This window comes from Idiomarina aminovorans (assembly GCF_023155095.1).
GTDB classification, from domain to species: Bacteria; Pseudomonadota; Gammaproteobacteria; order Enterobacterales; family Alteromonadaceae; genus Idiomarina; species Idiomarina aminovorans.
Genome location: NZ_JAKNDA010000002.1, coordinates 376,682 through 401,873, shown reverse-complemented (window position 1 = coordinate 401,873; position 25,192 = coordinate 376,682). Strand labels below are relative to the sequence as shown.

18 protein-coding genes are annotated in these 25,192 nt (G+C 45.6%); all 18 read right to left on the bottom strand.

What is annotated here, in order from left to right; translation table 11 throughout:
- Positions 1–12: 12 nt before the first annotated feature.
- The 18 genes from L8G48_RS06015 to L8G48_RS05930 all read right to left on the bottom strand — a co-directional run bounded on the left by L8G48_RS06015 (position 13) and on the right by L8G48_RS05930 (position 24,987).
- Positions 13–2,280 carry a S8 family serine peptidase gene (locus L8G48_RS06015; RefSeq protein WP_248263697.1) on the bottom strand — a complete coding sequence of 756 codons (2,268 nt, stop codon included), beginning with the start codon at positions 2,278–2,280 and terminating at the stop codon, positions 13–15.
- Between the two features lie 144 nt (positions 2,281–2,424).
- The gene (locus L8G48_RS06010) at positions 2,425–4,152 is read right to left on the bottom strand and encodes an SLC13 family permease (protein WP_248263696.1); all 1,728 of its coding nucleotides are present in this window, start codon (positions 4,150–4,152) and stop codon (positions 2,425–2,427) included.
- A 4-nt stretch (positions 4,153–4,156) separates the two neighbouring features.
- Positions 4,157–5,575 (bottom strand): sulfate adenylyltransferase subunit CysN, encoded by a 1,419-nt coding sequence (cysN, locus tag L8G48_RS06005; protein WP_248263695.1) that lies wholly within the window; start codon positions 5,573–5,575, stop codon positions 4,157–4,159.
- The gene (gene cysD, locus L8G48_RS06000; protein ID WP_248263694.1) at positions 5,575–6,486 is read right to left on the bottom strand and encodes a sulfate adenylyltransferase subunit CysD; all 912 of its coding nucleotides are present in this window, start codon (positions 6,484–6,486) and stop codon (positions 5,575–5,577) included. Before cysD ends, cysN begins: the two co-directional genes overlap by 1 nt.
- The gene (pgi, locus tag L8G48_RS05995; RefSeq protein WP_248263804.1) at positions 6,483–7,958 is read right to left on the bottom strand and encodes a glucose-6-phosphate isomerase; all 1,476 of its coding nucleotides are present in this window, start codon (positions 7,956–7,958) and stop codon (positions 6,483–6,485) included. Before pgi ends, cysD begins: the two co-directional genes overlap by 4 nt.
- A gap of 83 nt (positions 7,959–8,041) precedes the next feature.
- A complete protein-coding gene (locus L8G48_RS05990; protein WP_443986710.1) occupies positions 8,042–9,946 on the bottom strand; it encodes a polysaccharide biosynthesis protein in 1,905 nt (634 codons plus the stop codon).
- 47 nt (positions 9,947–9,993) lie between these two features.
- On the bottom strand, positions 9,994–12,864 hold the full coding sequence (locus L8G48_RS05985) for a YjbH domain-containing protein (protein WP_248263692.1): 2,871 nt from the start codon (positions 12,862–12,864) through the stop codon (positions 9,994–9,996).
- A gap of 8 nt (positions 12,865–12,872) precedes the next feature.
- Complete coding sequence (locus L8G48_RS05980; RefSeq protein ID WP_248263691.1) at positions 12,873–13,565, bottom strand: YjbF family lipoprotein; 693 nt, start codon at positions 13,563–13,565, stop codon at positions 12,873–12,875.
- Positions 13,566–13,685: 120 nt separating this feature from the next.
- Positions 13,686–13,994 carry a hypothetical protein gene (locus L8G48_RS05975; RefSeq protein WP_248263690.1) on the bottom strand — a complete coding sequence of 103 codons (309 nt, stop codon included), beginning with the start codon at positions 13,992–13,994 and terminating at the stop codon, positions 13,686–13,688.
- Positions 13,995–14,107: 113 nt separating this feature from the next.
- The gene (locus L8G48_RS05970; RefSeq protein ID WP_248263689.1) at positions 14,108–16,858 is read right to left on the bottom strand and encodes an SLBB domain-containing protein; all 2,751 of its coding nucleotides are present in this window, start codon (positions 16,856–16,858) and stop codon (positions 14,108–14,110) included.
- Between the two features lie 97 nt (positions 16,859–16,955).
- Positions 16,956–18,011 carry an NAD-dependent epimerase gene (locus tag L8G48_RS05965; protein WP_248263688.1) on the bottom strand — a complete coding sequence of 352 codons (1,056 nt, stop codon included), beginning with the start codon at positions 18,009–18,011 and terminating at the stop codon, positions 16,956–16,958.
- Complete coding sequence (locus tag L8G48_RS05960) at positions 18,008–18,559, bottom strand: sugar transferase (protein WP_248263687.1); 552 nt, start codon at positions 18,557–18,559, stop codon at positions 18,008–18,010. Before L8G48_RS05960 ends, L8G48_RS05965 begins: the two co-directional genes overlap by 4 nt.
- Positions 18,560–18,581: 22 nt before the next feature.
- Positions 18,582–19,508: an NAD-dependent epimerase/dehydratase family protein gene (locus tag L8G48_RS05955; protein ID WP_248263686.1), complete on the bottom strand. Its 927-nt coding sequence runs from the start codon at positions 19,506–19,508 to the stop codon at positions 18,582–18,584.
- Positions 19,509–19,510: 2 nt separating this feature from the next.
- Entirely contained in the window at positions 19,511–20,425 is a 915-nt protein-coding gene (locus tag L8G48_RS05950) for a hypothetical protein (RefSeq protein ID WP_248263685.1), read from the bottom strand.
- Between the two features lie 2 nt (positions 20,426–20,427).
- Positions 20,428–21,465, bottom strand: coding sequence for an EpsG family protein (locus L8G48_RS05945; RefSeq protein ID WP_248263684.1), 1,038 nt, complete (start codon positions 21,463–21,465; stop codon positions 20,428–20,430).
- Between the two features lie 15 nt (positions 21,466–21,480).
- Positions 21,481–22,596: a glycosyltransferase family 4 protein gene (locus L8G48_RS05940; RefSeq protein WP_248263683.1), complete on the bottom strand. Its 1,116-nt coding sequence runs from the start codon at positions 22,594–22,596 to the stop codon at positions 21,481–21,483.
- A gap of 60 nt (positions 22,597–22,656) precedes the next feature.
- Entirely contained in the window at positions 22,657–23,634 is a 978-nt protein-coding gene (locus L8G48_RS05935; protein WP_248263682.1) for a glycosyltransferase family 2 protein, read from the bottom strand.
- Between the two features lie 90 nt (positions 23,635–23,724).
- On the bottom strand, positions 23,725–24,987 hold the full coding sequence (locus L8G48_RS05930; RefSeq protein ID WP_248263681.1) for a nucleotide sugar dehydrogenase: 1,263 nt from the start codon (positions 24,985–24,987) through the stop codon (positions 23,725–23,727).
- Positions 24,988–25,192: the final 205 nt, after the last annotated feature.

The window sequence follows — 25,192 nt, the reverse complement described above, 5'->3', positions numbered from 1 at the left end:
TTTGCCTTGTTATTAATGACCAAACAGACGGACATTAACCTGGTCAACAAGGCTGTTTTCCGTATTATTCAGAAACGTACCACGGTCTTGACCATTCGTATCAACCACACGAACTATCCAGGTTCCGGCAGACGACTCACCTAAGAACGCGTTAGTTAATAATGGGCTGCTCGGGTGATAAATGTGATCCAAATCGCCACCCAGTGAACCTAAGCCTAAAACGCCTAGCGACGTACGTGAAGTAGCAATAACTGACTTAGTACCGGCAGGAGAGGTCACTTCAATAGCGATATCCGAACCTGCTGTAGTACCGGGAATATTCTCCAGGTAAGTTTCAGCCATTGCCATGTTGCGCACTGACAAACCAAATTGCATACCTTCGATGGTTACATCTTCTTCTACGGTAATTTCAATTGCAGCGCCGTCAGCATTGTTATCTGGTACTTCCACCGGTGTTGCCAGTAAAGTTTCTAACCACTCAGTTTCTACTAACTCTGGTAATTCGACCGAACCAGACATCGCAAGTTCAACAGCGGCGCCTGCGTCAGGACGACCAAAGCCATATAAGTTGTTAAAGCTGAAACCAGCAGCGTTTTCAACCCAACCTTGGTGTGCAACAAAAGTGCCGTCACCAACAGTCAGTTCAATTGGTGCGTTATCCGCATCAACCTGAGTCGCCGTTGCCGCCAGAATGTGACGAATTTCGCGCCAGCTTAATTCTGGGTTAGCTTCAGCAATCAAATTAACCACACCCGAGGTGTTTGGAGCAGCTGACGACGTACCGTTAAAGGTGTTGGTATAGTTACAGCTTAAGTTGCTGTCATTATACTCACCCATAGGATTATTGAACGGGTAAACACGCTCGTGAAAATCACCAATACCTATGGCAGCGAGGAATTCGCCGTTAGTAGCCATGAAGCTGTCGTAAGCCGCCCAGCCAGCGTAACCACGTGTACAAGTTGTCTGGTCAGTGGTTACCATTGCCGGTTCAGTATAACCAAATTCACCAGCCGGTGCAGCTACAAACAGGTTAGAACCCCCAGTAGAATAGCTGGTGTGGTTACCGTCCGAGTTTACAGCACCAATTGAAAGCGTATAGAAGCTTGCGTTACTTGAATCCCAGTTGCCATCAAAACAACTGAATACGCGGCTTGCGCCCTCAACTAACCCAGCCTGTTGTGCATCGCACAGTTGTCCGGCTGATGGATAACTACCCGCACTAATAAATGAGTTACCAGCTGCCTTAATGTTCAGTGCACCCAGACCATTACGCAATTCCTGAGTCGGATAGCTAACGATAGTCTCATCAATTTCGTCTGTTGCAAAAATAACTGGTGCTGTTGAACCGTAACTGCGGTTAAAGCTGACCACGTTATCAGTTACACCAATACCAGAGCCTGCCATACCATGCGCCATCATCATATTACGATCGGTCTGAGTTCCCGGACCACCCAGGTAGTTCATACCAATTAAGCTCGCGTTAGGTGAGACACCGCGTCCACCTAAACCATTCCAGCCTTCAGCTGCAATCAAACCAGATACTGACGTACCGTGGTCGCCGCCATCGCCCAGTACAGTTGGGTCAGTGCGGTCACGTGCACCATCAATGAAGTTAACTGAGCGACCTGGCAAAACGTTCATTTGTAAATCTTCGTGATCAATCGCTAACCCCTGGTCAACCACAACAGAAATAGAACCTTCACCAGTAATACCACGCTGATAGGCACCGGCAACGTTCATATCTTCGCCCGGCACCAAAATACTTTCGTCGAAAAAGTACACCGACTCCGCTTGCTCTTCAGTCCAGCCTTGAGCAACGCGCAGTTCACGCCATGCTTCAAATACTGAATCCGCCATAGCAAAGCCGGTTTGTCCGGTGTTGCGCAGGTGCCACTGCTCATCAGCAAGAGGGTCACCCTTAACGTTATTAATAGTCACTTGAGTCGTAGAAGTTAACTCACCGTCACTTACGCTAATGTTAATAGTAGCTGGTTCAGCGCGCACAGGCGTATAAACAAAGCTACCGTCGTTACTGATTTCAACAGAACCCGGCGCGGTGTCTTCGCTTTCAGGTGTTACAACGCTAGCAGAATACGTTAATTCATCCCCATTCGGGTCAGTTGCAGTCACCTGGCCCTGAATCGGCATCCATTGCTTACCTTCAGCGGCAATTTGCGCCGAAACCGTTGGTTCGTAATTATCATCACTGCCGCCACAGGCTGCTAAGCCCATAACCACAGCAGCTGATAATGCCGTTAATTTAAAGTGTTTAATTGGCATTTTTACCTCGTTTTTTATTGTTCCCCTGAAAAGGAATATCACTATAACTAACCTGTTAATACAATGTAAATGAAAAATGTAACGGAATATTAATGAATAATTAACATTACACTCGATACCACCTGGCATTGGTTTCAGATGTAATCAAAAAGGAAACACCAGCGGGATAAGCCATAAACTCATGGCAATGTAGGTAATGGCCACTGGCAGGCCGGCAAGAATAAAATGTTTTAAGCGGTAATTCGTAGCGTTAAACACCATCAGGTTGGTTTGGTAACCATAAGGGGTCATAAAGCTGGCCGAAGCGGCAAAAGCCACGCCCATTATCATCGGGAAGGGGTCAACGCCCATACCTAAAGACAGCGAATAAGCTACAGGGAACATTAACGCCGCGGCGGCATTATTGGTGACCAGCTCGGTCAACAAGTAGGTAATTAGAAAGACCCCGGCAAAGGTCAGGAACACACCCTGCCCGGCTAAGGTAGTAGAGGCAAAGTCACTCACGGCAGAGGAAAGTCCGGTGGACTGCATGGCTGTTGCTAAGCACAAGGCGCTGGTCACTATCAGCCAAATTTCGACCGGGAAACGGCGCTTTATTTCATTCAGCCTCAAGCAGCCGGTTGCTAATAACACCGCCAGCAAAAACAGCACCCCCATAAACAAGGACGCTCCGCTGATAACGGTTGCGGCTATCATGCCGACAAAGCCCCATAAGGTCAGCTTTTCGCGCCAGCCGCTCAGCATGTTCTCGGGTTTAACCCCGCTTAACAGGTAAAAGTTTTTGCTTAAGTTGGTGCGTGCTGCAAAGTCCGGGCCGGTTGCCAGTAACAAAATATCACCGGCTCGCAGGTGCACATAACCTAAACGTCCACTAATACGCTCACCTTCGCGACGCACAGCAACCACAGCCGCATCAAAGCGTGCGCGAAAACCGGTATCCCGTAGGGTTAACCCACAGAGTACCGACTCTGACTTGATCACCACTTCGGTCAACTCGTGCGTTTCCAGACCTTTTTGCTCAGCAAATAACTCCAGGCCGGGAAACTGTGTGAGTACCTTTACCTTGCTGACATCGCCGGTAAAAATCAGTTTATCGCCTGCCTGCAAAACATCGTAACGCGCTACCGGCCGCAGCGTTTGGTCGTCCCGGTGCAGCTCGGCTAAGAATAGATCTTCTAAATGACGCAGCCCGGCGTCTTCAACGGTTTTACCCACTAAGGGGGAATTCTCAGACAGCTCTGCCTCAACAAAGTAATCCGCACCCGCCGATGCTTCTTCTTTAATATTAGGTAAAAACCAGCTGACCACGTACAACACCACCAGGCCGGCACCTAATACACCCGCGCCCACCAGCGTAAAGTCAAAAAAGGTAAAGCCGCTGTGGCCGGTTTCGGTCAATAAGCTGTTAACAATCAGGTTAGTAGAGGTACCAATTAAAGTCAGAGTGCCGCCCATAATGGCCGCATAAGACAAAGGAATAAGCAGTTTCGACGCCGCTACAAACCGGTTACGCCGCACCGAGTTTAATAAAGCCGCAACCACGGCAGTGTTGTTTAATAACGAGGACGCTAACGCACTAAAGCCCATCACTCGCCAGGTGGTACCCGCAACCGAAGGGCTGAATAAATAACGGGATAAGGTGCGCAGTAAACTGGTTTTTTCCAGTGCGTAGGAAATGAGCACCAGCATTACCAAAGTGGCAAGGCCCGGGTTCGCTGCGTTATCCAGCAGCGCATCCTGACCGACCCAACCTGTCGCCAGGCACACCAGCATCGCACCGGCAAAAATCATTGCGGAACGCTGCTGATAGCGGATCAACAGACCCACCATCAGTAGCATTAACGCGATAAGCCCGATGCCGGCCAATGTCATAAGGTTATTTCAACAAATCCTTCGCTTCCCAATGTGGGAAATGCTTACGGATTAAGGCATTTAACTCCAGTTCAAACTCGCTGTGGTCGCGCTTAGCGGTATCACCTTCAGCAGAGTCCGACAGCGCCTGCCCGATCATACCAGCAGCAACCGTCATGTTGGTCATACGGTCAATGACAATAAAGGCACCGGTTTTCGGGTTGTTCTGGTAGTCGTCGAACATGACTTTTTCAGTCACACGAACATCCACTTCACCAATTTCATTCAGCTTCAGCTTACCGGCTTTGTGCTCGGCGAAGGTATTCACATCAATGCGATGCTGAACCTCTTCAAACTCACCGGTGGTCAGCTTACTGTTGAATTTAAGGTAATACTCGCGGTGCGTCTGCAGCGCGTCTTCGTTCATCCACACCAGCTTCGCACGGAAGCGACTGGAAACATTCGGCAGTGAGTCTTTCTTCACAATCATGTCGCCGCGGCTGATATCAATTTCGTCATTCAGCGTCAGTGTCACCGCTGCAGGCGCCCGCATTTTTTGATGCTCGCCCTCAAAAGTCACAATGGACTTAATGGTGGAAATTTTACCGGAAGGCAGCACACGAATGGTGTCACCCACTTCTATTTCACCAGAGGTAATGGTACCAGCAAAACCGCGGAAGTCGGAACTGGGGCGGTTTACATACTGCACCGGAAAACGGAACTCTGCACTGTCAGCTTCACACTCAATGGACATGCTTTCCAGATATTCCATTAGCGTCGAACCACGGAACCAGCTTAACTTCTCGCTGGTGTTAACCACGTTGTCGCCTTTTAGCGCCGAAATAGGCACAAAAAGAATGTCCGGAATATCCAGCGAGCCGGCCATTTCCAGGTAGTCCGCCTGAATTTGTTTGTACGTGTCCTGCGAGTAGTCCACCAGATCCATTTTGTTAATGGCAACAATCACATGTTTTATGCCCAGCAGTGAGCAAATAAAGCTGTGACGACGAGTCTGGGTCTGCACACCTTTACTGGCGTCCACCAGAATTACCGCGACATCGCAAGTGGAAGCGCCGGTGGCCATGTTACGGGTGTATTGCTCGTGGCCTGGCGTATCGGCAATAATAAACTTGCGCTTATCGGTAGAAAAATAACGGTACGCGACGTCAATGGTAATGCCCTGTTCACGCTCAGACTGCAGCCCGTCCACTAACAACGCTAAATCAACCTCACTACCCTGAGTACCGGACTTTTTAGAGTCTTCGGTAATGGCCGCTAACTGGTCTTCAAAAATCATTTTGCTGTCGTGCAGCAAACGACCAATTAAGGTACTTTTACCGTCATCGACACTGCCGCAGGTAATAAAACGCAGCAGCTCTTTGTTCTCGTGTTGCTTAAGGTAAGCTAAAATATCTTGTTCAATTAAAGGAGACGCATGGCTCATTAGAAGTAGCCCTCCATTTTTTTCTTTTCCATCGACCCGGCACTGTCGCGATCAATCACACGGCCCTGACGTTCAGAGGTGGTGGTCAGCAACATTTCCTGAATAATTTCCGGCAAAGTTGCCGCGTCCGACTCAATGGCGCCCGTTAACGGGTAGCAACCTAAGGTACGGAAGCGCACCATTTTCATTGCCGGTGTTTCGCCTTCTTCCAGTGGCATGCGGTCATCGTCCACCATAATTAAGGTGCCGTCGCGCTCAACCACCGGCCGTTCTTTGGCAAAGTACAGCTCAGGAATGTCGATATTTTCCAAGTAAATGTATTGCCAGATATCCAGTTCGGTCCAGTTAGACAGAGGGAACACGCGAATGCTTTCGCCTTTGTTCACTTTTCCATTGAAGATACTCCACAGCTCCGGGCGCTGATTTTTCGGGTCCCAGCGGTGGTTTTTATCACGGAAGGAGTACACACGCTCTTTAGCGCGTGACTTTTCTTCGTCGCGGCGGGCACCACCAAAAGCGGCATCAAACTGGTATTTGTTCAGTGCTTGCTTGAGCGCCTGGGTTTTCATTACGTCGGTATGCAAAGCACTGCCGTGGCTGAACGGACCAATGCCCTTTTCAACGCCTTCCTGGTTAATGTGCTCCAGCAGTTCAAATTCATGTTTTTCTGCCATACGGTCACGAAACTCAATCATTTCGCGAAACTTCCAGGTGGTGTTCACATGCATCAGCGGGAACGGGATTTTCCCCGGCGCAAACGCCTTACGCGCTAAATGCAGCAGTACCGATGAGTCTTTGCCCACCGAATACAGCATAACCGGGTTATCAAATTCCGCCGCTACTTCGCGGAAAATATGAATCGATTCGTATTCCAACGCCTTTAAATGCGTTAACTTTTCTTCGCTAATCATTGGTTTCCCATTCGTTTAATCACTGTGTCCGTACTTTCATCAAAAGACTCATCGCTTTCAACGTCCAACACACGCAGTACGTCCATGGCAATCTTTTTACCTTTTTCAACACCCGGCTGATCAAAGCTGTTTAAGCCCCAAATAATCCCTTGAGTAAACACTTTATGCTCGTAGGCCGCTATTAAGGCACCAAAACTTTCTGGTGTCAGCTCATCCATTATCAATAAATTCGACGGGTGTCCGCCCGGGTAATGGTCACGTGGTGAGGCTTTATTGTCACTGCCTTGCCACATTAAGCGCCGGTGCGCTAAACAATTGGCCACAGCCAGCCGTTGCTGCCCGGCTAACCCCTTTTGCACGGCCGGTTCAAACCCGGGGGCTTCACGCTTAAGCACGGCAACAAAGTCCGCGGTAAATTCATCATAGCCCTGGTGCAAATGCTGGAAAAATGCATGCTGACCATTAGGCCCAAAACCACCCCAAATAATCGGGCCGGTTGGGTAATCTATGGCTTTGTTATCGGCGGTTGACTGCTTACCGTTGCTTTCCATATCCAGCTGTTGCAGGTAGTTGGGCAACATACGCAAGCGGCCATCGTAAGGCAGTATAGCCAGGTTATTAATGCCCAGCTGCTCACGGTTATAAACGCCATAAAGCGCCAGTAACACCGGTAAATTATCTTCCAGAGGCGCTTCTAAAAAATGCTCATCCATAGCATTGGCACCTTCCAGCATGCGCTCAAAAGGTCGAATACCGGTAGTCAGAGCAATGCTCAGACCTAACGCTGACCACAACGAAAAGCGACCGCCTACGCCGTCACCAAAGGTAAACTGCTGCGCCGGGGGTATGCCATAGTCAGTCATGGCTTGTGCATTAGCCGAAACGCCAATCACGTGCTTATCCAGCCACTGCTCTTGCGTTAAAGTGGGTTCAATCCACTGACGTACGGTATCGACATTGGCAAAGGTATCGACCGTACCAAACGACTTAGACGAAACAATAAATAACGTAGTTTCCGGGTCAACAATCGGCAAAACCGCATAAAGCTGACCGCCGTCCATTGAAGACACAAAGTGCACTTGCAGGCCATGCAGAGCGGCATCATCGGCAAACTCTTTTAGCGCAAAGGCACCCATTTGCGGACCTAAGTCAGAACCGCCCACGCCAATATTCACTACGTCGGTGATGGGTTTACCGGTGCTGCCTAACCAGCGCCCGGAGCGCAGCTTCTGCACGGTGTCGACAAAGCGGGTTTTACGGTTGCTTTGTTTAGCTACGGCATGAACAGAGCGGCTCAAAATATGAGTCACCGACCTGTCTTCGCTAACGTTGCGGTATTCTCCACAGCCTAACTGTTCGCGGTAGTCATTAAAGTTTTCAGGTAAGCGCTGGCCGGCAGTTTCCAACAGCTCGTTAACTGAAAGCTTCTGGTAACTGGTGTCTAAAGCTAGGTGAGGTCCGTTTTTTATCATCTGATTATCCGTTTTCATTATCCGTTTTCATTTTACGTAGCCTGACGTTTACGTCAGGAACGATATCTCACCTGACATAAATGTCAGGTTACATCCGACTCATCATCGCTACACGTACGGTGCTTGTTCCAAATAACATCGCAAATATGATCGTCAAGCGGGGCGTATCCCGCGGGCGCATCCAGCAATAATTGGCGCAATTCATCAATGGCAAAACGCTGACAGGCATCATCTAACAGCCCCAGCAATTTTTCCATTTCATTCCAGCTTAGTGCCTGCTCATTCGCGCGCAATATACGAGGGTGGTCGCTGGCTTCTACGTTATCTCCAATCAGCAGTTCTTCGTAGAGCTTTTCACCCGGGCGCAAGCCGGTAAATTCAATAGCAATATCGCCATGAGGGTTCTTCTCGTTTTTTTCTTCAAGACCGGACAAACGAATCATCTTGCGGGCTAAATCCACAATTTTTACCGAGTCCCCCATATCCAAAACAAATACCGAACCGGAATGCCCCATAGTGCCCGCCTGAATGACCAACTGCGCAGCCTCGGGTATGGTCATAAAAAAGCGGGTAATGTCGGGGTGCGTCACCGTAACCGGTCCGCCGTGCTCAATCTGGTCTTTAAACAGCGGGACCACAGAGCCCGATGAGCCCAGCACATTACCAAAACGTACCATCGAAAACCGGGTGCCGGGCTCGCGTTCAGCTAACCCCTGCAACACCAGTTCCGATAAACGCTTGGTGGTACCCATCACATTAGTGGGCCGCACCGCTTTATCGGTAGAAATTAAGACAAACTGTTTAACACCGGCCGAAATCGCCGCTTCTGCCGTATGCCAGGTACCAAATACGTTATTACGAACCCCTTCCACCATGTTGTATTCAACCAGGGGTACGTGCTTGTAAGCCGCGGCATGGTAAACGGTATCTACATTGAACGTTTTCAGCACAGTCTCAATACGATTACGGCGCTGCACCGTGCCAATAACCGGAATTACCTCTGCCCCCAGGCCCTGCTGACCACAAAGCTGCGTTAATTCACGCTCAATAGCATACAAAGCAAACTCTGAAAGCTCATAAAGCACCAGAATTTTTGGCCGTTGTTGCAGTATTTGCCGGCAAAGTTCCGAGCCAATTGAGCCACCCGCACCAGTCACCAGAACGGTTTGCCCGGTAATGTGCCTTTCCATTAACCCGGGAGCGGGTGTTACCGGGTCGCGCCCTAACAAGTCTTCTACGCGCACATCCTGCAACTGGTCAATCGACATATCGCCGTTAACCATGTCCGACATACCCGGTACCGTTTGCACTTTTACCGGTAACTGCTCCAGACTGTCCAGAATTTGGCGACGGCGGGAACGCAAGGTACTGGGTAATGCCAATAATATGCGCTGAATATCCAACTCACGAATTGTGCGATCAATCTTTTTAGGTGCTATTACCTTCAGGCCCAGCACCGAGGTATTCTGTAAGCCAGTGTCGTCGTCAATAAACATCACCGGATGAAACTCGTTACCGTTAAGCAACGCTTGTGCCAACTGGCGACCTGCAGAGCCGGCACCATATATCATCACCCGGTCTTTTTTGCGGTTCATTGCCCGCTGGTAGCCTTCACGCACAATCAAGCGGCTGCCGCCGGTCAGCATAAAGGCCACCAACACATAATTCACCACCGCCGTCAGCGGCAGCGAAATCCCCATCCACAAGGCGCCCAGAACCAGCAAAGCGCCGCTTAATAATACGATCACAAATACCAGACTCAGTACTTTAAAGCCCACGTAGCGAACGACCGCCCGGTATAACCCCATGCGGATAAACAACAGCAAAGTCACACACAGAACAATCGCGGCCAATAATAGCCATTGCGACGCACGCAGCGGCATTATGGCGTCAAAACTCAGTAAGTACGCAAACACCATGGCAATCGCAATCGAAAAAATATCGACGGTCAGGCCAATGCCGCGCTTCAAATTGCGCGGCAGCTGCATTAGTAGCTTAAAGAGTTTCAACGGCTTAATGTCCTCTTGCTGTCATATTAACGGTGATAAAATGGCGCGCGTTCGTCGGTTATACCATACAGGGTGGTCTGCCGATGTAGCTGCTGCCCACCATTTCGCATCAACGGAGCCCATGAAATACCGACCCTTTCGCGGGTTGGTCTTACGCTCATTAAATCAAACGGAATATTAATGAAAAAGCCTTTGGTAAAGCTCCCTTCACCGTACTCTTCCGAAGAAACGTCCGTGAATGCAGCAAAAGCCCCCACAACCACGCCGCTGTCAAAGCGCTTATGCGCCATCACATTAACACCCTTATCTCCGGCCAAAAACTGCCCAAAATCGAGCTGTAGCATGGTATCGGACAGCCAGGGCATTTGATAATAAACACTGGCAAAACCGGTAGTCACTTCATAATTTAAAAAGCCACTGCCGCCATTAAAGTCACGTTGTCTTACTCTATTCGCCTGCAAACCAAATGCCCAGCGACTGTCTACCGGCCGATACAGTATTTCACCACCAACGCCCCCGAACATACGCTCCAGGTAGCCCGCGTATGCCATAGAGAACCAGTCCTGACCTAAACGCTTAAAGTAGGTCATTTGTGCTCTTTCTAGCCAGATATCATTACTCACGTAGCGGCGCACATTGGTTCTTACTTCCGGCAGTTGAGTTCTACCACCGCCTAAGAAGTTAAAGTCGTCATAGTTATTCGCCAAATTAAAACCAACTTCACCGAACATTTCTAAATTATCGGTTAACCAACGACGCCCAAAGGCATAAACCCCTAACTGATACGTGTGGAAGTTTTCGGGGCTGCCAAAATCCTGCTGGAAGAAAGGTTTAAGTCCGTAACTGTTTTTAAAATTGTAATCCGGATTCAAACGCCAACTTTCATCATCATTCGCAGGCATATCCGGAGAGTCCATTCGGCTGAATAACTCTGCCGTCTCATCTACCGACTTTCCGGGGTCTTCATTATTTATCCTGCGTTTAAACTCGACAACATCTAGTTTTGAATTGACATTAGGGTCAAACAAGGTCATATCAACCAGGTTATAGGTCTCTACCGACTCAGGCAGCTCTGCCGCCATAATTCGCGCAGCCCGGTCATAGGCTTCATCACTATTCCGGTAGCGTCTGTGGTGAGCAAATAAGGTGACTTCTTTATCACTGTTTTCGTAGAAATGAGCCCCACTGAAAGCACCCTGCTTGCGCATTTTTGAGCTCATTCCCTGCCAGTCAACCTCACTCATAGAGCGCGAAGAAGCCTGTTGTGGCGGTGTCTTATCCTGCTTAACCTTAACCTGATTCATGGTATTAAAATTGGTTCTTAAGCTAAAGTTAAACATGAAGGTGTTGCCACGCTCATAGCTTAACTGCACGTCAAACCAGTCGGTCACCTGATAGTTGGCACCAAAACTCCAGCGGCTGTCAGCAACAATAGGCACTCCGGCTCTGTCGGTACTGTAATCATTGCCTTCATACTCGGCTTTTAAGCTTAGCGGCTCCCATGGGGTCTGATATTCAACCCCGGCAAAAATAGCGGCTGGGCCGGTAAACCAGCGGTCATAATCGACGGTACCGCCGCTGCCGCCGTACCCACCTTTGCGGTCACAATATTCATCGGACACTTCACAGAACGGGTTCGATACATCATCGTGCGTACCAATACGACCAAAGCCCAGGCCTAAACTAAAATCCAGTGGCCCAAAACGTTTATTGGCAACAAAGTATTCCGCATCAAAAAAACCGGTGCCGGCAAAATCACGAAAACCCAGGCTCACTTCCGGCAGCCAGTAGCTTTCCTGCCATAAGCGAACCTTGGCATCAAAGCCTTTATCGGTATAAATGGTATCGCCACTAAAGTCAGGCACATTACTATACTTTCGATTTGGCATACGAGTGTAAAACGCCGTAGCTTCCAGCCATGGCAGTACCTGCATATTCACCGTATAACGGCGATACTCATCCATGTCCGAATAAGAAATTGCCACTTCGCCTTCTTTAGCCATACGCGCAGTGGGGTTTTGCATCAACCCCACCGAGCCGTAGTCATTGTAACTGGGCGAAAGATCCTGTCGTGACCAATGCCAGTCTGAGGTTGGCTCCGCACTGACTTTATGCAAGGGCGCATTAGTGGCTGTACGTACCGAATCATCTTGAACAAAATGGCTCAGCAAGTCTTTAATATCATTATTTAAATGCTCAAACTTTGCGGGCAACTGGTTAGGCTCAAACCCTAACCAGAGAATATCGCCCGGTAACAGTTCCGCATCGTCCTGACGAAAATACGCCCAGTCGGCTTCGACTTCACCTGACATCGACACTTTTGTCACCCGTGACTTATTATAGCCCGCTAGTAAACCACCTTTTTCATCAATACTGTGTAACCAGTTCGCCAGTGTTTTACCCGAGTGAAACTGGTACTGACCCGGCTCGCTTACCAGCCCGTACGCATACACAAAGTTCGAGCGTTCAGATACAACCAGCTCGTAGTCCCCTTTGGGTAACAACGGATTACCTGCCAGTTCAAGCCTTGCCTGTTCAAAACTGAGTGCGCCCCAGTACTGTTTACCTAATTGCCAGGTAGCAACCTGGCTTCTTACCAACTCAGCCGCTTCAGCCTTTTCGATCTCTCTGCGACTGCGCCAATAATTTGCTAACTGTTCCAGTTCAGCCAGGGTTTTCCGCTTTTTTCGGGCTAACTCACTTTGCTCATCGGTTTTCACCAGTCGCGCGGTTGGCCAATACGTATTTTGCAGTAACCCCTGCTCATCCATTGCCGATAAAGCCTTCTGCAAACGCACCGGCCCCTGGAATTCTATTTTTTTTGTTTCTGCTTTTGCGGGCAATACAGTAAGAGTTGCGGCGGTCAACAGAACCGAGAGTAACAAATTATTTTTCATAAACAGGCTCATTCCGGGGTTTGTTCGGTGGTGGCGTCGGTATAGTCGCGACCTATCCAGGTCACTTGAGTCAATGTCAATTGCGGGCTGTCCGGAAACACATGCTGCTCACTTTTCACTACGTGCCCGTCGTCTTCAAGCCAAAATTTATTGATAAAGGTCTCACCAGTTAAAAGGAAAGTACCGCTTTCTTCAACTAAGGTGGCAGACACCTGACCAAACGGCATTTCTATCGGGCTTTGGCTATGTACCGTAAATTCAGAGCGAACGCTGCGGCTTATGGTTTTACCCTTTATTTTATAATCGTAGTTACGTTGCCATTGGGTTTTACAGTCTGCAGGCTGTGTAATAAGGCACTTAAGCGGGTCGTTTTCTAAGTTTGAGGTACCTAAGAGGTTGTCTTTTAAACCCTGAGTACGAACAACCCGACCGTTTTGCAGTACCAGCGTTTCTTTTTCTGACGTAATAAAGTGCCAGTCATTAGGCTTATTGACAAAGCCAAGAACTATCAGGGCTCTGGCGTCGCCTTGCCACTGAGCATACAGCGAGGTATAGGGAAACTCTTTCATTTTTTGCGGAGACATTTCGGCGTCTTCTGCGTCTTTAAACGCGTATTCAACCGTTGCCCTAACTTCGTCTGTTACTGCCGTACAAGCCGTAAGCAGTAACGCAGCAAATGCAATAAACCAATAACGATACATGAGAATGTCTCTTGAATTACGTAAGAAATGGATAAAAAAATACCGCCAAGCGGCGGTATTTTATCACATCATTATTAAGAAGCTATTGCGAAGCGCTTCGCAATACTCAACTCGCAACTATTATTGTACTGGTACAGTAATAGTTGAAGTGTTTGTGCCAGTACCCGTAACGGTTACTGTATGTGAAGGGCCTTCTGGCTCTTCTGGGTTTTCGTCGCCGTTGTCGTCATCGATAGCTGAGCTTGAAGAGCTGTCAGAAACTACAGCGACAGTTGCTGCTGCTGCGACACCCGCAAACACCATTGCTTCAGTTGAAAGAGCACCGAAACCGCTTTCAGATGCGCCTGCGCCTGCAGCGCCTTGTTGTGCGATTGCTGGCGCGGCAGCTAAGCCTAACGCGGCAACAATTGATAATGCTAATGTTTTCATAATATTCACCTCACTCCAGAGATATAGATACATGTATCGCTGTAATTAGAAAGATTCCGTTTAACAGCAACTTTCATAGTATGTTGCTAAGCAACAAATTGCAAACAAGTTTTTTAAATACTGGTAATGGCCGCAACCGCCACTGCCGAATTATAAATAATGCCGGTAATTTGTGACCACAATTCCAAGTTCTCAGTATAAGTGGTATCCAAAGGCACCACTATAGCGTCACCCGGGCCTAAATCGGTACCGCTGCTAAAGCCAAACCAGCTACTGCCACCTTTGTAAGGTTCAATAGCCCCGTTCGCTTTCACTACATATATGCGGTCGGTATCGGCTTTTTCTTTGGTGCCACCACTGCGGCTAATATAGTCATCAACACTTAACTCGGGGTCAAAGCGGTAGGAGGTCGCCATTTGCACCTCGCCCATAATGCTGATGGAGTCACTGCGCGACGGTACATGTAAAGTATCGCCGTCTTTTAACTGTACATCACGCGAGCCATTCATGGACAGTATTTTAGGTAAGTCCATAATCAAGCGCCCTACCGCTGGCGTTGACATTAAGTCGGCCAGCAAGGTACGCATTTGGTCGTAAGGTTGGTTAGCGTCGCCGGTACCGGTAATCATGTTACTGGCAATTTCACGCTGCAGCTCCTGCGCCAGCATTTCTTTGCGTTTTTGTTCCTGCTGCTGCAGCTCTTCACGGGTAAACACCGCACCTTCTAAAAACGCATGGTCAGTAAAGCCACCGGCGCGTTTAATAACGTCGGTCAGGGTTTCCCCGCGCTTAATAGCGTAAGTGCCCGGAAAACGAACTGCACCCCGCAGGGTCACTTCATAAGTATTCTGCCACTCAGGAATACTCAGAACATTTAAACGGTCACGCCCCTGCAAGGGCACATTCGCTTCACCATTTAACACCGCCGCCAGGTCAATTTTTAAATAGTCAGTATTGGCAGTGTCTTTACCAATGGCCCAGCGGATAATTTCAGCCTGCTCAACGTAGGCCCCATTTTTTAAACCACCCGCAGCCGCTAATAACTTTTCTGCGGTAGCGTTTTCAACCAGCGGATAAATACCCGGGTGCATCACCTCGCCGGCTACTGAAACAAACGGTGCATTACCGGTGTCAGTGCGCTGACGCTGTAGGCGCTGCATAATGGGTTCCAGCAAGTTTTGGCGCGAGTACATAGCCAGCTCTTCTTTCACCGTTGGCTCTTTTTCCTGTTTTTCGGTAAACAGCTCTCGTAACGGTACTATTTTGTCTTCACTTTCGGCGTCCGGGCTTTCTGAAGAGCCCGCAAGCTTAGTGTTGACCACGTCATTTAAATAAGCATCGCGATAAGCTTCTAACTGACGCTGACGTTGCTGGTACTCGCGTTCCTGCTCCGACAAGGTATAACGCGACAAGTTATCCCGCTCTTCAGCCTTGGTTTCAAAGCGACTGAACACCACCAGCTGATCACGCTCTTGCAAGCGCAGGTTTGCGCCTTCCAAGCCGTTAACAGCGTCGGCAACATCAAATTGTAAAATTTTAACATCGCGCCGCGGGCCTTGCTCGCGCACAATCAGGCCGTAACCTAAATCGGCCTGATCAAGTAAGTCATGGCGTACATCGCGCAGCACATCGTTAATGCGCATGCCGTTTTGCCACTCATAGTAGCCCGGGCGGGTCACGGCTCCAACCACCATTAAACTGCTACCCAGCTCTTGCGATACCTGACGAACAGTTAATGCGTCACCACCGTTAAGCTCACGGTTTAAATCCTGTTCAGCGGTTAAGTCGACCGTACTGACTAAGCGTTTGCCTTTGACTATTCGGCGCAGCTCGGCCGACTGTAAATAGGCCGAGTCTTTGGCACCACCGGCAAAACGCAAGGCGTCCTCTAAGGTTTCCTCACCTTTTAACTCATAAAGTGCCGGGCGCTTTACCTCGCCTTTTACGGCTACCATATCGCCACGGGCGGGTATAAAAATTACGTCGCCGCTTTGCAAAATTTTGTCGGCTGAGGCATCACCTTTTAACAACAAATCGTACAGGTCGAATTCAGAAGCCACTTTGCCGCCGCGCATTAAACGTACGGAACGCAACGAGGCTATATTGGAAACGCCACCGGCTACGTACAGCGCTTGGCTTATAGTGGCCAGCGAACTAACAGTATACGCACCCGGCTTATAAGCCTCGCCCACAATAAACACCTGAATAGAGCGCAGCTCGCCCATGGTCACAGCGGCTTTGTAACCAATTAAGCGCTCCTGCACTTCGTGGTGGATCATCTCCTGCATTAGGGAGTAGGTCATGCCGGCTACTTTCATCTCGCCTACGTCGGGCAATACTACGCTGCCATCACGGTTTACAGTCAGCTTAAAGCTCTCGTCCTGTTTGCCGAACATTTCAACGTGAATCACGTCGCCTACGCTAATTAAGTAGCTCGCCGGAATAGGCGCATGAGCCACCGGGGCAAAGGTATCGGGCTCACCGGAGAATATGTCATAACCAAAGGGCTTGAGTTCGGAGCGGCCGCGGTTAAATTCTTTTTCTAAGTCGGCAGACAAAAAAGAGGAACCGATTTCATTACTCTGCCCATTAGCAGAACGCTCACCCACCACCTCAACTTCTTGTTTCGCGCTGGAATCACCGTCGCGCTGGGCGGCGTTAAATTCATCAATAGCTGAAGGGTCAATACCATACTGACGAGCCAGAGCTTCTTGCTGAGCACGGGGCAGACTTTGCAGCTGCTCTAACTGCTGCTGGCTGGGCATGGCCTGAGCGACAGCATTTGTCGAAAACAAGCCTGTCACGATTACGAAAAAAACCGTTAGAGCAAAAAGTTGCATGGTATTCAATGCGTTTTTATTCATAGTCAGCAAGGTATAACCCTCAATTATTTTTAGTAATAAAACCTGAGCAAAGTGACAGGTAAGATACAGCAATTTGTTAACCGAGAAAAGTAACCGCTTAAGCCTTATCGTAAAAGCTTCGGTACCATTCAACGGTGCGTTTCATGCCTTCGGTTACCGGCGTTGATGGCTTATAGCCCATATCATTTTCGAGTTCGGACACATCGGCATAAGTGGCAACAACATCACCCGGCTGAATGGGCTGAAAGTCTTTATTAATTTCTACACCCGCGGCCGCTTCAACCGCCTCAATAAAGCGCATAAGCTCTATCGGCTGGCTGTTACCTATATTATAAATTTTATAAGGCGCAGACGAGCTGGAAGGGTCAGGCTGCGCTGCATTCCAGTCCCGGTTGGCTTTACAGGGGGTTTCAATAACACGAACCACGCCTTCGACAATGTCATCAATATAGGTGAAGTCGCGCTTCATTTTACCGTTATTAAACACCTTAATGGTGTCGCCATTCAGTGACGCCTTGGTGAAAATAAAAGGCGCCATGTCGGGCCTGCCCCAGGGGCCATAAACGGTAAAAAACCGTAAGCCGGTACACTGTATGCCGTATAAATGCGCGTAGGTATGCGCCATCAGTTCGTTCGACTTTTTCGTAGCCGCGTACAAGCTTACCGGGTGGTTCACGCTATGTGAGGTTGAAAACGGCATTTGCTCGTTCAGACCATAAACCGACGAGCTGGACGCATAACTCAAGTTTTTAACGCCATTATGTCGGCAAGCCTCTAGCACATTCATAAAGCCAACAATGTTAGAGTCTATATAAGCATTGGGGTTTTCCAGCGAGTAACGAACGCCAGCCTGGGCGGCCAGGTTACAAACGGCGTCAAACTGTTCGTGTTCAAATAAAGCATCCAGCGCAGGCTTGTCTTCCAGTTTTAGTTGTATAAAGGAATAGTCAGGGTACGAATCAGACGTAACCATTGCGCCGTATTCTACTTTACTTTGCTCTATGCCACTTTCTTTTAAACGACCAAATTTAAGGTTTACATCGTAATAGTCGTTAATACTGTCCAGGCCAACTACCTGGTGGCCTTGTTTAAGTAGTTTTAACGCGGTGTAAAAACCAATAAAGCCCGCTGTACCTGTTACTAAAACCTTCATTTTACTCTATCCCCTGAGCCTTTGCCGGTCACTGTCATTAAAATGTACTGAAAGTAGCTTTTTATATTCAGTGTGCTAATCATTTTTGCATCCGTTTCTGCCAGCAACTCCGGCGTGGACATATCTATCTCGTTCACCTGAGCTAAACCGGTAATGCCCGGGCGAACGTTAAACACGCCTTTTGCCTCGCGCGCCTGAGTTAACTCTTCTTGGTTAAAAAGCCCGGGGCGTGGCCCAACTAAACTCATCTCGCCTTTTAGAACATTCCAAAGCTGCGGAAGTTCATCCAGCTTAGTGCGGCGCAAGAAATGCCCGAATTTGGTAATGGATGCACTACTGGCTAAGTGGCTGGCGACCGAGGCAGTTTCTTTTTTCATGGTTCTGAACTTAACCAAAACAAACGGTTTTTTATATTTTCCAACACGCTCTTGCCTGAATATAGGAGAGCCAGTATCAAATAGGCCGATAAGGGTTAGCAAAATAAGTATGGGCAACCCGACAATTAAGCCCACAAAAGAAAAAACCACATCAAACGCTCTTAATAACATCTACTCATTGCCTCTTTAGTCACTATGGCTTCTCTTGTGAAAGCGCATTTCTTAAAGCCTCGTCAATCGAAACTTTTGGCTCCCAACCTAATAAAGTTCTATTTTTTTCAATATCGACTTGTACATTTACGGCGAGCTTATTTATCAACTTTTGCTTATCAACAAAGCTAGCCAAGCGCCTCATCCAACTAACAGGAAACGGAATGAGCATGGCGCGCTTACCCATGGCGTTCGACATTTTCCGCAAAAACTCCGTGGTTGAAAGGTCTTCGCCGTCGCTTACCAAGAATGTCTCATTTGCAGCAGCTGTGTGCGTCAAACATAAATAGGTGAAGTCAGATAAATTCTCGACTGAAACAAAGCTTCGTTTGTTGTTAATACTCCCCAAAGGCTTCGGAACAGGAATACTCGCCAATTTTACGAATTTGGCAAAGTTACCCGGTGCATTCGATCCATAGATGAGAGGGGGTCTTATTATGACTATCTCCATCCCCGTTTCTAGCGATATTTCCCTTAAACCTTTTTCAGCGTCATATTTTGACTCCGTGTATGCATCGTAAGGTGCTTCCTTATCACGTGCATTGAAAGGAGATTCGCTCGAAGCACCGTTTACCCCAATTGAACTGAAAAAAACAAACCGCTTTACTCCCACCGCTGCTGCGCGATGTGCGAGTAACAAGGTGAGATCAGTATTTACTCTAGAAAACTCACCTACAGATATCTCGTGTTTATGAGCAACTCCGGCACAATGAACGAACGTATCTACCTTCTCGGAAGATAAAACCTGAGTCGTTAGGTCATTTAAACTAGAAAGATGGAGATAAGTTTTTGACGCATTATCGCTTTTCGCCTTACGAATGGGTGTTACAGTACTCAGCCCTTTTTCAAGAAAGTATTTATTTAAATAGGCTCCCAAAAAGCCTGTACTACCAGTTAATAATACTTTCATATTTAAAACTTACCCATTCTGGATATTATACTTATGTAAGATTCGTTTACCGATTCTAGAGAAACCTTTTCCCTAGTCTTAGCAGTCGCTCTTAACTCACCCCATCCGTTACCTATACAATAAAATTCACAATGTAACTTATGTAGCCCATACCTTAGGAAACACTGTTTCTTTATAAAGATTTTCATGCTGCTACAAATTGCATCAACCAGCGTATGAGGGATACCTTCACCATAACCTTCAGGCTGTATAAAGCTTCCTCCATCAATAAAAATGTCATCTTGAGTGTATCGGCCAACATTTTTAAAGTTCGGAAGTTGGGCTTTTGCTACTTCATTTTCAATAGAGCAACCAATTAATGTGAACGATAACGAGTCGCCCGCTTTAACTTCTTGAATCAAACTCGTACACTCTTGAATAGACTTGGCAACTAACGACAACTTACTGTCGCGCTGAATCGCGACAAAAGAGTTTTCGCTCGCCCCGATCTTTCGTGATACCCCGCCAGAACCGGGAACCCAGTAAACCCTGGCATCATTGCAAAAACGTCTATAAAAACGGTAATCCGCGTAATTCTGAAATATCGCCTGTACACCAGAACTTCGATTATCCAAAAGCATTCGTAGCAAAAGCCTAAACTTTTGGTTAGTCCTATATCGGCCTAAACCATTAATTATTAGTACCTGCGGCTTAAAACAAAACAATAAAGAAAAGAGGTTGGTTTTTAAATTAGAAGAAACGATTTTGTGATGCTTAAAGTTAAGGGACAAAAACGAGAGCGCACTACCCAGAGACTCAAACACCCCTAAAGAGCTAACCTTTGCTCCAGACTTATTCAAATTAGTCATCAAAGACTTTCGGTATAAATCATTATATTTTGATTTATCATTTAAAAATTTTATTAGGTTTCGCTTCATTACTAGCTAGCCGCCGCAAAGAACAAGTGCTGAAACTGGTATTTAGGAATGTAGGAGCTCGCAGTATGCCAAGCTACAAAAGAAGTTAGCGCCGTTACAAACATTATTGGTGAAGCGTAGGTCATCAGATCATAAGGTCTGCGTTTAGAATGAGTAACTTGCTCCATGACTAACAAAACAGCTAACGGGATAAAATAGTATGAAAACCTGTCAGCTAGCGTGGACGAAAGCAAGGAAGCGCCCAACAGCATTGGGCCAATCAAAACAGTCACTAAGCATAGTCTAAAGCGGATTTTATCGAGTTTAAGCCACTTTTTCTTATGGGCCAGAATAAGAAAAGCGACAGGAAACAAAAAGCCAACACGTAGAATTACCCCGGCATTTTCCATCCCTGATTCAAAGTAATGCCCATATAATAAGAAAGCTGCGGCCACTACCGGCAAGAAAATAAAGAGTAAAGGTGGAATGAGGTACCTTTTTCTGAAGTCGATAAACAAAAATGACAACAACAAGATAGCGGAAAAATGAAACAACGCAGCAAATAAAATAAGAAAGGCATACGTCACCTTTCTTTTCTGCATTAGGAAAGTAACCGCATAAATGAAAATAGAGATGGCTATAGATTGACTAGTTAAGTTCATACCAGCGACTACTAAATGGTAAGGAGCAATTAAGGCCATAAAGTAGAAGGGGTTAATACCGAGTCGCATCGGGGCTAGGAAAGAAAAAACTAAAAGCATTAGAGTCGCCACAAACACCACTCCATGGATGCCCGCGCCGAGAGCGTCAGAAAGAACGTTTAGATACTTATAACCTAACTCTGGAGTTGTGAAGGTTAGTGAATTTGCAACGTCTCTGTCGTAAACTCGTATATAGTTAAACCAATCAACACCTACTTCAAATCTAAAACCATATATAATTAACAAAGTCGCTATAACAATAGAGACACTTATAGGGCTAGCACTTCCTATCAGATTTAGTCGCTGATAAATAAACCCTAAAATAAAAAGTATAATAAAGGTAACATAGTAAATTAACAAAGTCCTTAGCCTATTTTAATTATTGGATTCATCGATTTTATTATATAAATTCAAGTAATTATCCACCATTCTATCTAAGGAAAATAACTGAGATCGACAGATAGAGGCTTCTCTTAATATTTTCGCATTTCTACTTAAAGAATTAACGCTTTCAGCGATTCTTTCAACCCACTCCTGAGTATCTGATTGGCGACGAACATAAAATACAGATTCAATCGAATCTCCCAGTACCTCCTTTAACCCATCTACTCGACTGGCTACTATAGACAATCCGGCTGACATACCTTCAACCGCGACCAAACCAAAACCCTCCCAGACCGAGGGTATCAACTGTATATCTGAAGAGTAATAATATTCTGAAACTTGATTCGACCAACCAACAAAATTAATTCTATCTCTAATTCCATATTTCTCGGCTAAACTTTCTAGTCTTGACCTTTCAGGGCCATCACCGAGGATTGCATAAGACCAATTGATCTCCGCTGGCAAATATGCAAGTGCTTTAATTACTATATCAAGGCCTTTCTGAGTAGTGAGAGATCCAACAGAAATAAATTTATACTCTTTATACTGTATATTCAGATGTGATATTGACCGATTCTTATCTAACAATCGGGCACCATTATACACAGTGATAAAGTTACCATTAAATCCATCACCAAGCCATTTTTCGAGAGATTTTCTAACACCTTTACTTATACAAATTATCCGATCATAGCGTCCATAAACGAAACGTTCAAAGAACTTAAGGAAATGCAAACGCCGCCGTTTATTATTTGTATTGTGCTCAGTAAATACCAGCTTACAATCAATACCGATTGAAGCAAGAGCTAAATAATATAACGGCCAAGTTAAGTGAGCATGATAAATCACATGACCATGTTCGCTTTCGGCTTTTTTCATGAACTTACGAAGTCGAAAAAGCGCTTTTATACTTCGCGGAGATGTACTCAGGCATTCGTCTCCATTATTAGCTTCAATGTCAAAAAAATCGTTATTATGAAGGGCACGTTCAGAAAAAACTACAGCATTACATAAAACTCCTCGCTTTATTAAACCTAGCTTCAGCTCCTCCACCAAACTTTCAGCGCCGCCACCTTTATAACTATTGATTACTTGATAAACCCGCAAAAACCACTCTTCCTTTTTAAACCAAAAAGATATTACTGATAAAATCTATATCGGAAAGTACTAAACGCCCCGTTGAAAGAAACGATTTCTCAATGACTTTAAAAAAATACTAAGACGATATCCTAAAAAAACCCCAGAAATATACTTTATAAGAAGCCTAGCATTCATCTCTAATCTAGCGCTTTTATACATCCAACCTAAGGATTCAATTTTCTTATTAAACTTTAGTGCACTAGCTATTTGATAATAATGACTGGCAAGGATTGCATTTTCAAATTCATGCATATCGAGAGAATGAATCATTTCCTTTTTCAAGCGTAAAATCTCACCTTTCAAACTATTTATCTTATTTAAACCTGTTGAAATTCTACCTGAATCTTGCACGTAAACATTAACTAGGCTATCGTCTATGTAATCTATTGAATAGCCTTCTCTTAAAATATCATAAATAAGAACCCAATCTTGACCTGATGAAACATCACGAAACTTCAAACTAGAATTAAAAACATCAGCCTTAATAAACAATGATGGAGTTCCAGCTATACAGCCATAAACATTTTCCTTTAACGGTCTGTAAGTCCCTCTAAATAATCGGTTAGTGATTGCCAGAAGAGTCTTAGTACCTTCTTTATACATTGACATTCTGCAGTAAACTATTGCTAAACTCTTTAGATTTGAGTTATTATAAGCATTTAATTGCTTTTCTATCTTATCAGGCAAGTAACTATCATCATCGTCTAGAAAAGTAATAAAATTACCTTTTGAAGCAGAAATACCAATATTTCTAGCTTCCCCCCCCCCAACTTTACCAAAGGTCTTAACATATCTTATAAAATCATAGTCATTTAAAAATCTTTTAATTACTGAAAAAGATTTCAAACTATTATCATCTCCAATTTTATTATCATCAACAATAATTATCTCAATATTTTTATAAGTTTGCTTTAGTACACTGGAAACTGCTCTATCCAACTGAGAAGGCCGCCCAAAAGTTGGTATTATGATGCTTACCAATTGAGAACCAGAAACTCTAAACATAAGTAGGAACCATCCAATTAATAAGAATAAAAACTATAGAGCATCATATAAGAAAAAAATAGATACATATATTCTATGATGCATATCTAATCACAATTTCCATGTCGAAAAACCTTTAAATGATTTAACATCCAAGAGTATAAACGGCTCTTTCACGATAGATTCCAACATACCTTTCGTATAACATTCAAACTCATTGTGATTTACTGCTAAGATGATTGCATCATAATATCTTTTAGTAAAATCAATACTGCGTAACGGAGTAAATATTAACTTTTCTTCCCATGAACTTACCCATGGATCATACACAAAACAGTTCACTCCGAATTTATTAAGATTAGTGATAATATCTATAACTCTAGTATTTCTAGTATCTGGACAATTCTCCTTAAATGAATAGCCAAGTATCAATATTTTAGAATCTTTTACTAACTTTCTCTTATCTATAAGCTCTTTAATTGCGGCATCAGCTACATACTTTCCCATACCGTTATTAATCTGTCTAGAAGCTAGTATGAGATTTGGTTTATAACCTAATTCCTCAGCTTTGTAGGTTAGATAATAAGGGTCGACTCCGATACAGTGCCCACCGACTAATCCAGGCATAAGCTTTATAAAATTCCATTTAGTTGCTGCTGCTTCGATAACTTCTTTAGTGTCAATTTTCATTTCATTAAAGATCATTGCCAATTCATTGATTAATGCGATGTTGACATCTCGCTGAGTATTCTCAATTACCTTTGATGCTTCGGCTACTTTAATGCTTGACGCAAGGTGAGTTCCTGCGGTTATTATAGATGAATATAATTCATCAACTTTTTTGGCAATTTCAGGCGTGGAACCTGAAGTAACTTTTAGAATGTTTTTAACAGTATGTTCTCTGTCACCTGGATTTATCCTCTCAGGAGAATAGCCGCAGAAAAACTCTTTGTTATAAACTAGACCCGAAAACCTTTCTAGAATTGGGACACAAACTTCCTCTGTTACTCCGGGATAGACAGTCGATTCATAGATAACAATATCTCCAGCTTCTATTACTTTACCTACCGTTTCAGACGCTTTTTCCAAAGGAGTTAAATCAGGTTTATTACTTTTATCGATAGGAGTAGGAACTGTTACAATGTAAATATTCGTATTTTCTATGTCCGATGCATTTTCGGAGAAAACCAAATTCTCACTGACACTCAGCAGCTCTTCGTTAGCAACCTCTAATGTACTATCAATGCCTGATCGCAGTTCTTCTATACGTGAACTATTTATGTCAAACCCTATTACAGAATATTTTTCGGCGAAAGCTACGGCTAATGGCAGTCCAACGTAGCCCATTCCAATTATACAAATTTTATCTTTCATTGTTTGCCTTAATTCTTAAAATAATTATACGATCATCATCTTAATCGTAGTTTTACTATTTCATTGGACAGTTTCTAGCATCATGGTTTCTACCATTACAAATACGGCACCGTCTAGCTTCAGGACAAGTTTGCGCGTTGTGCCCTACTTTATGGCATACGGAACATCGCTTTTTATTAGGACAGTTTCGAAGTGTGTGATTACC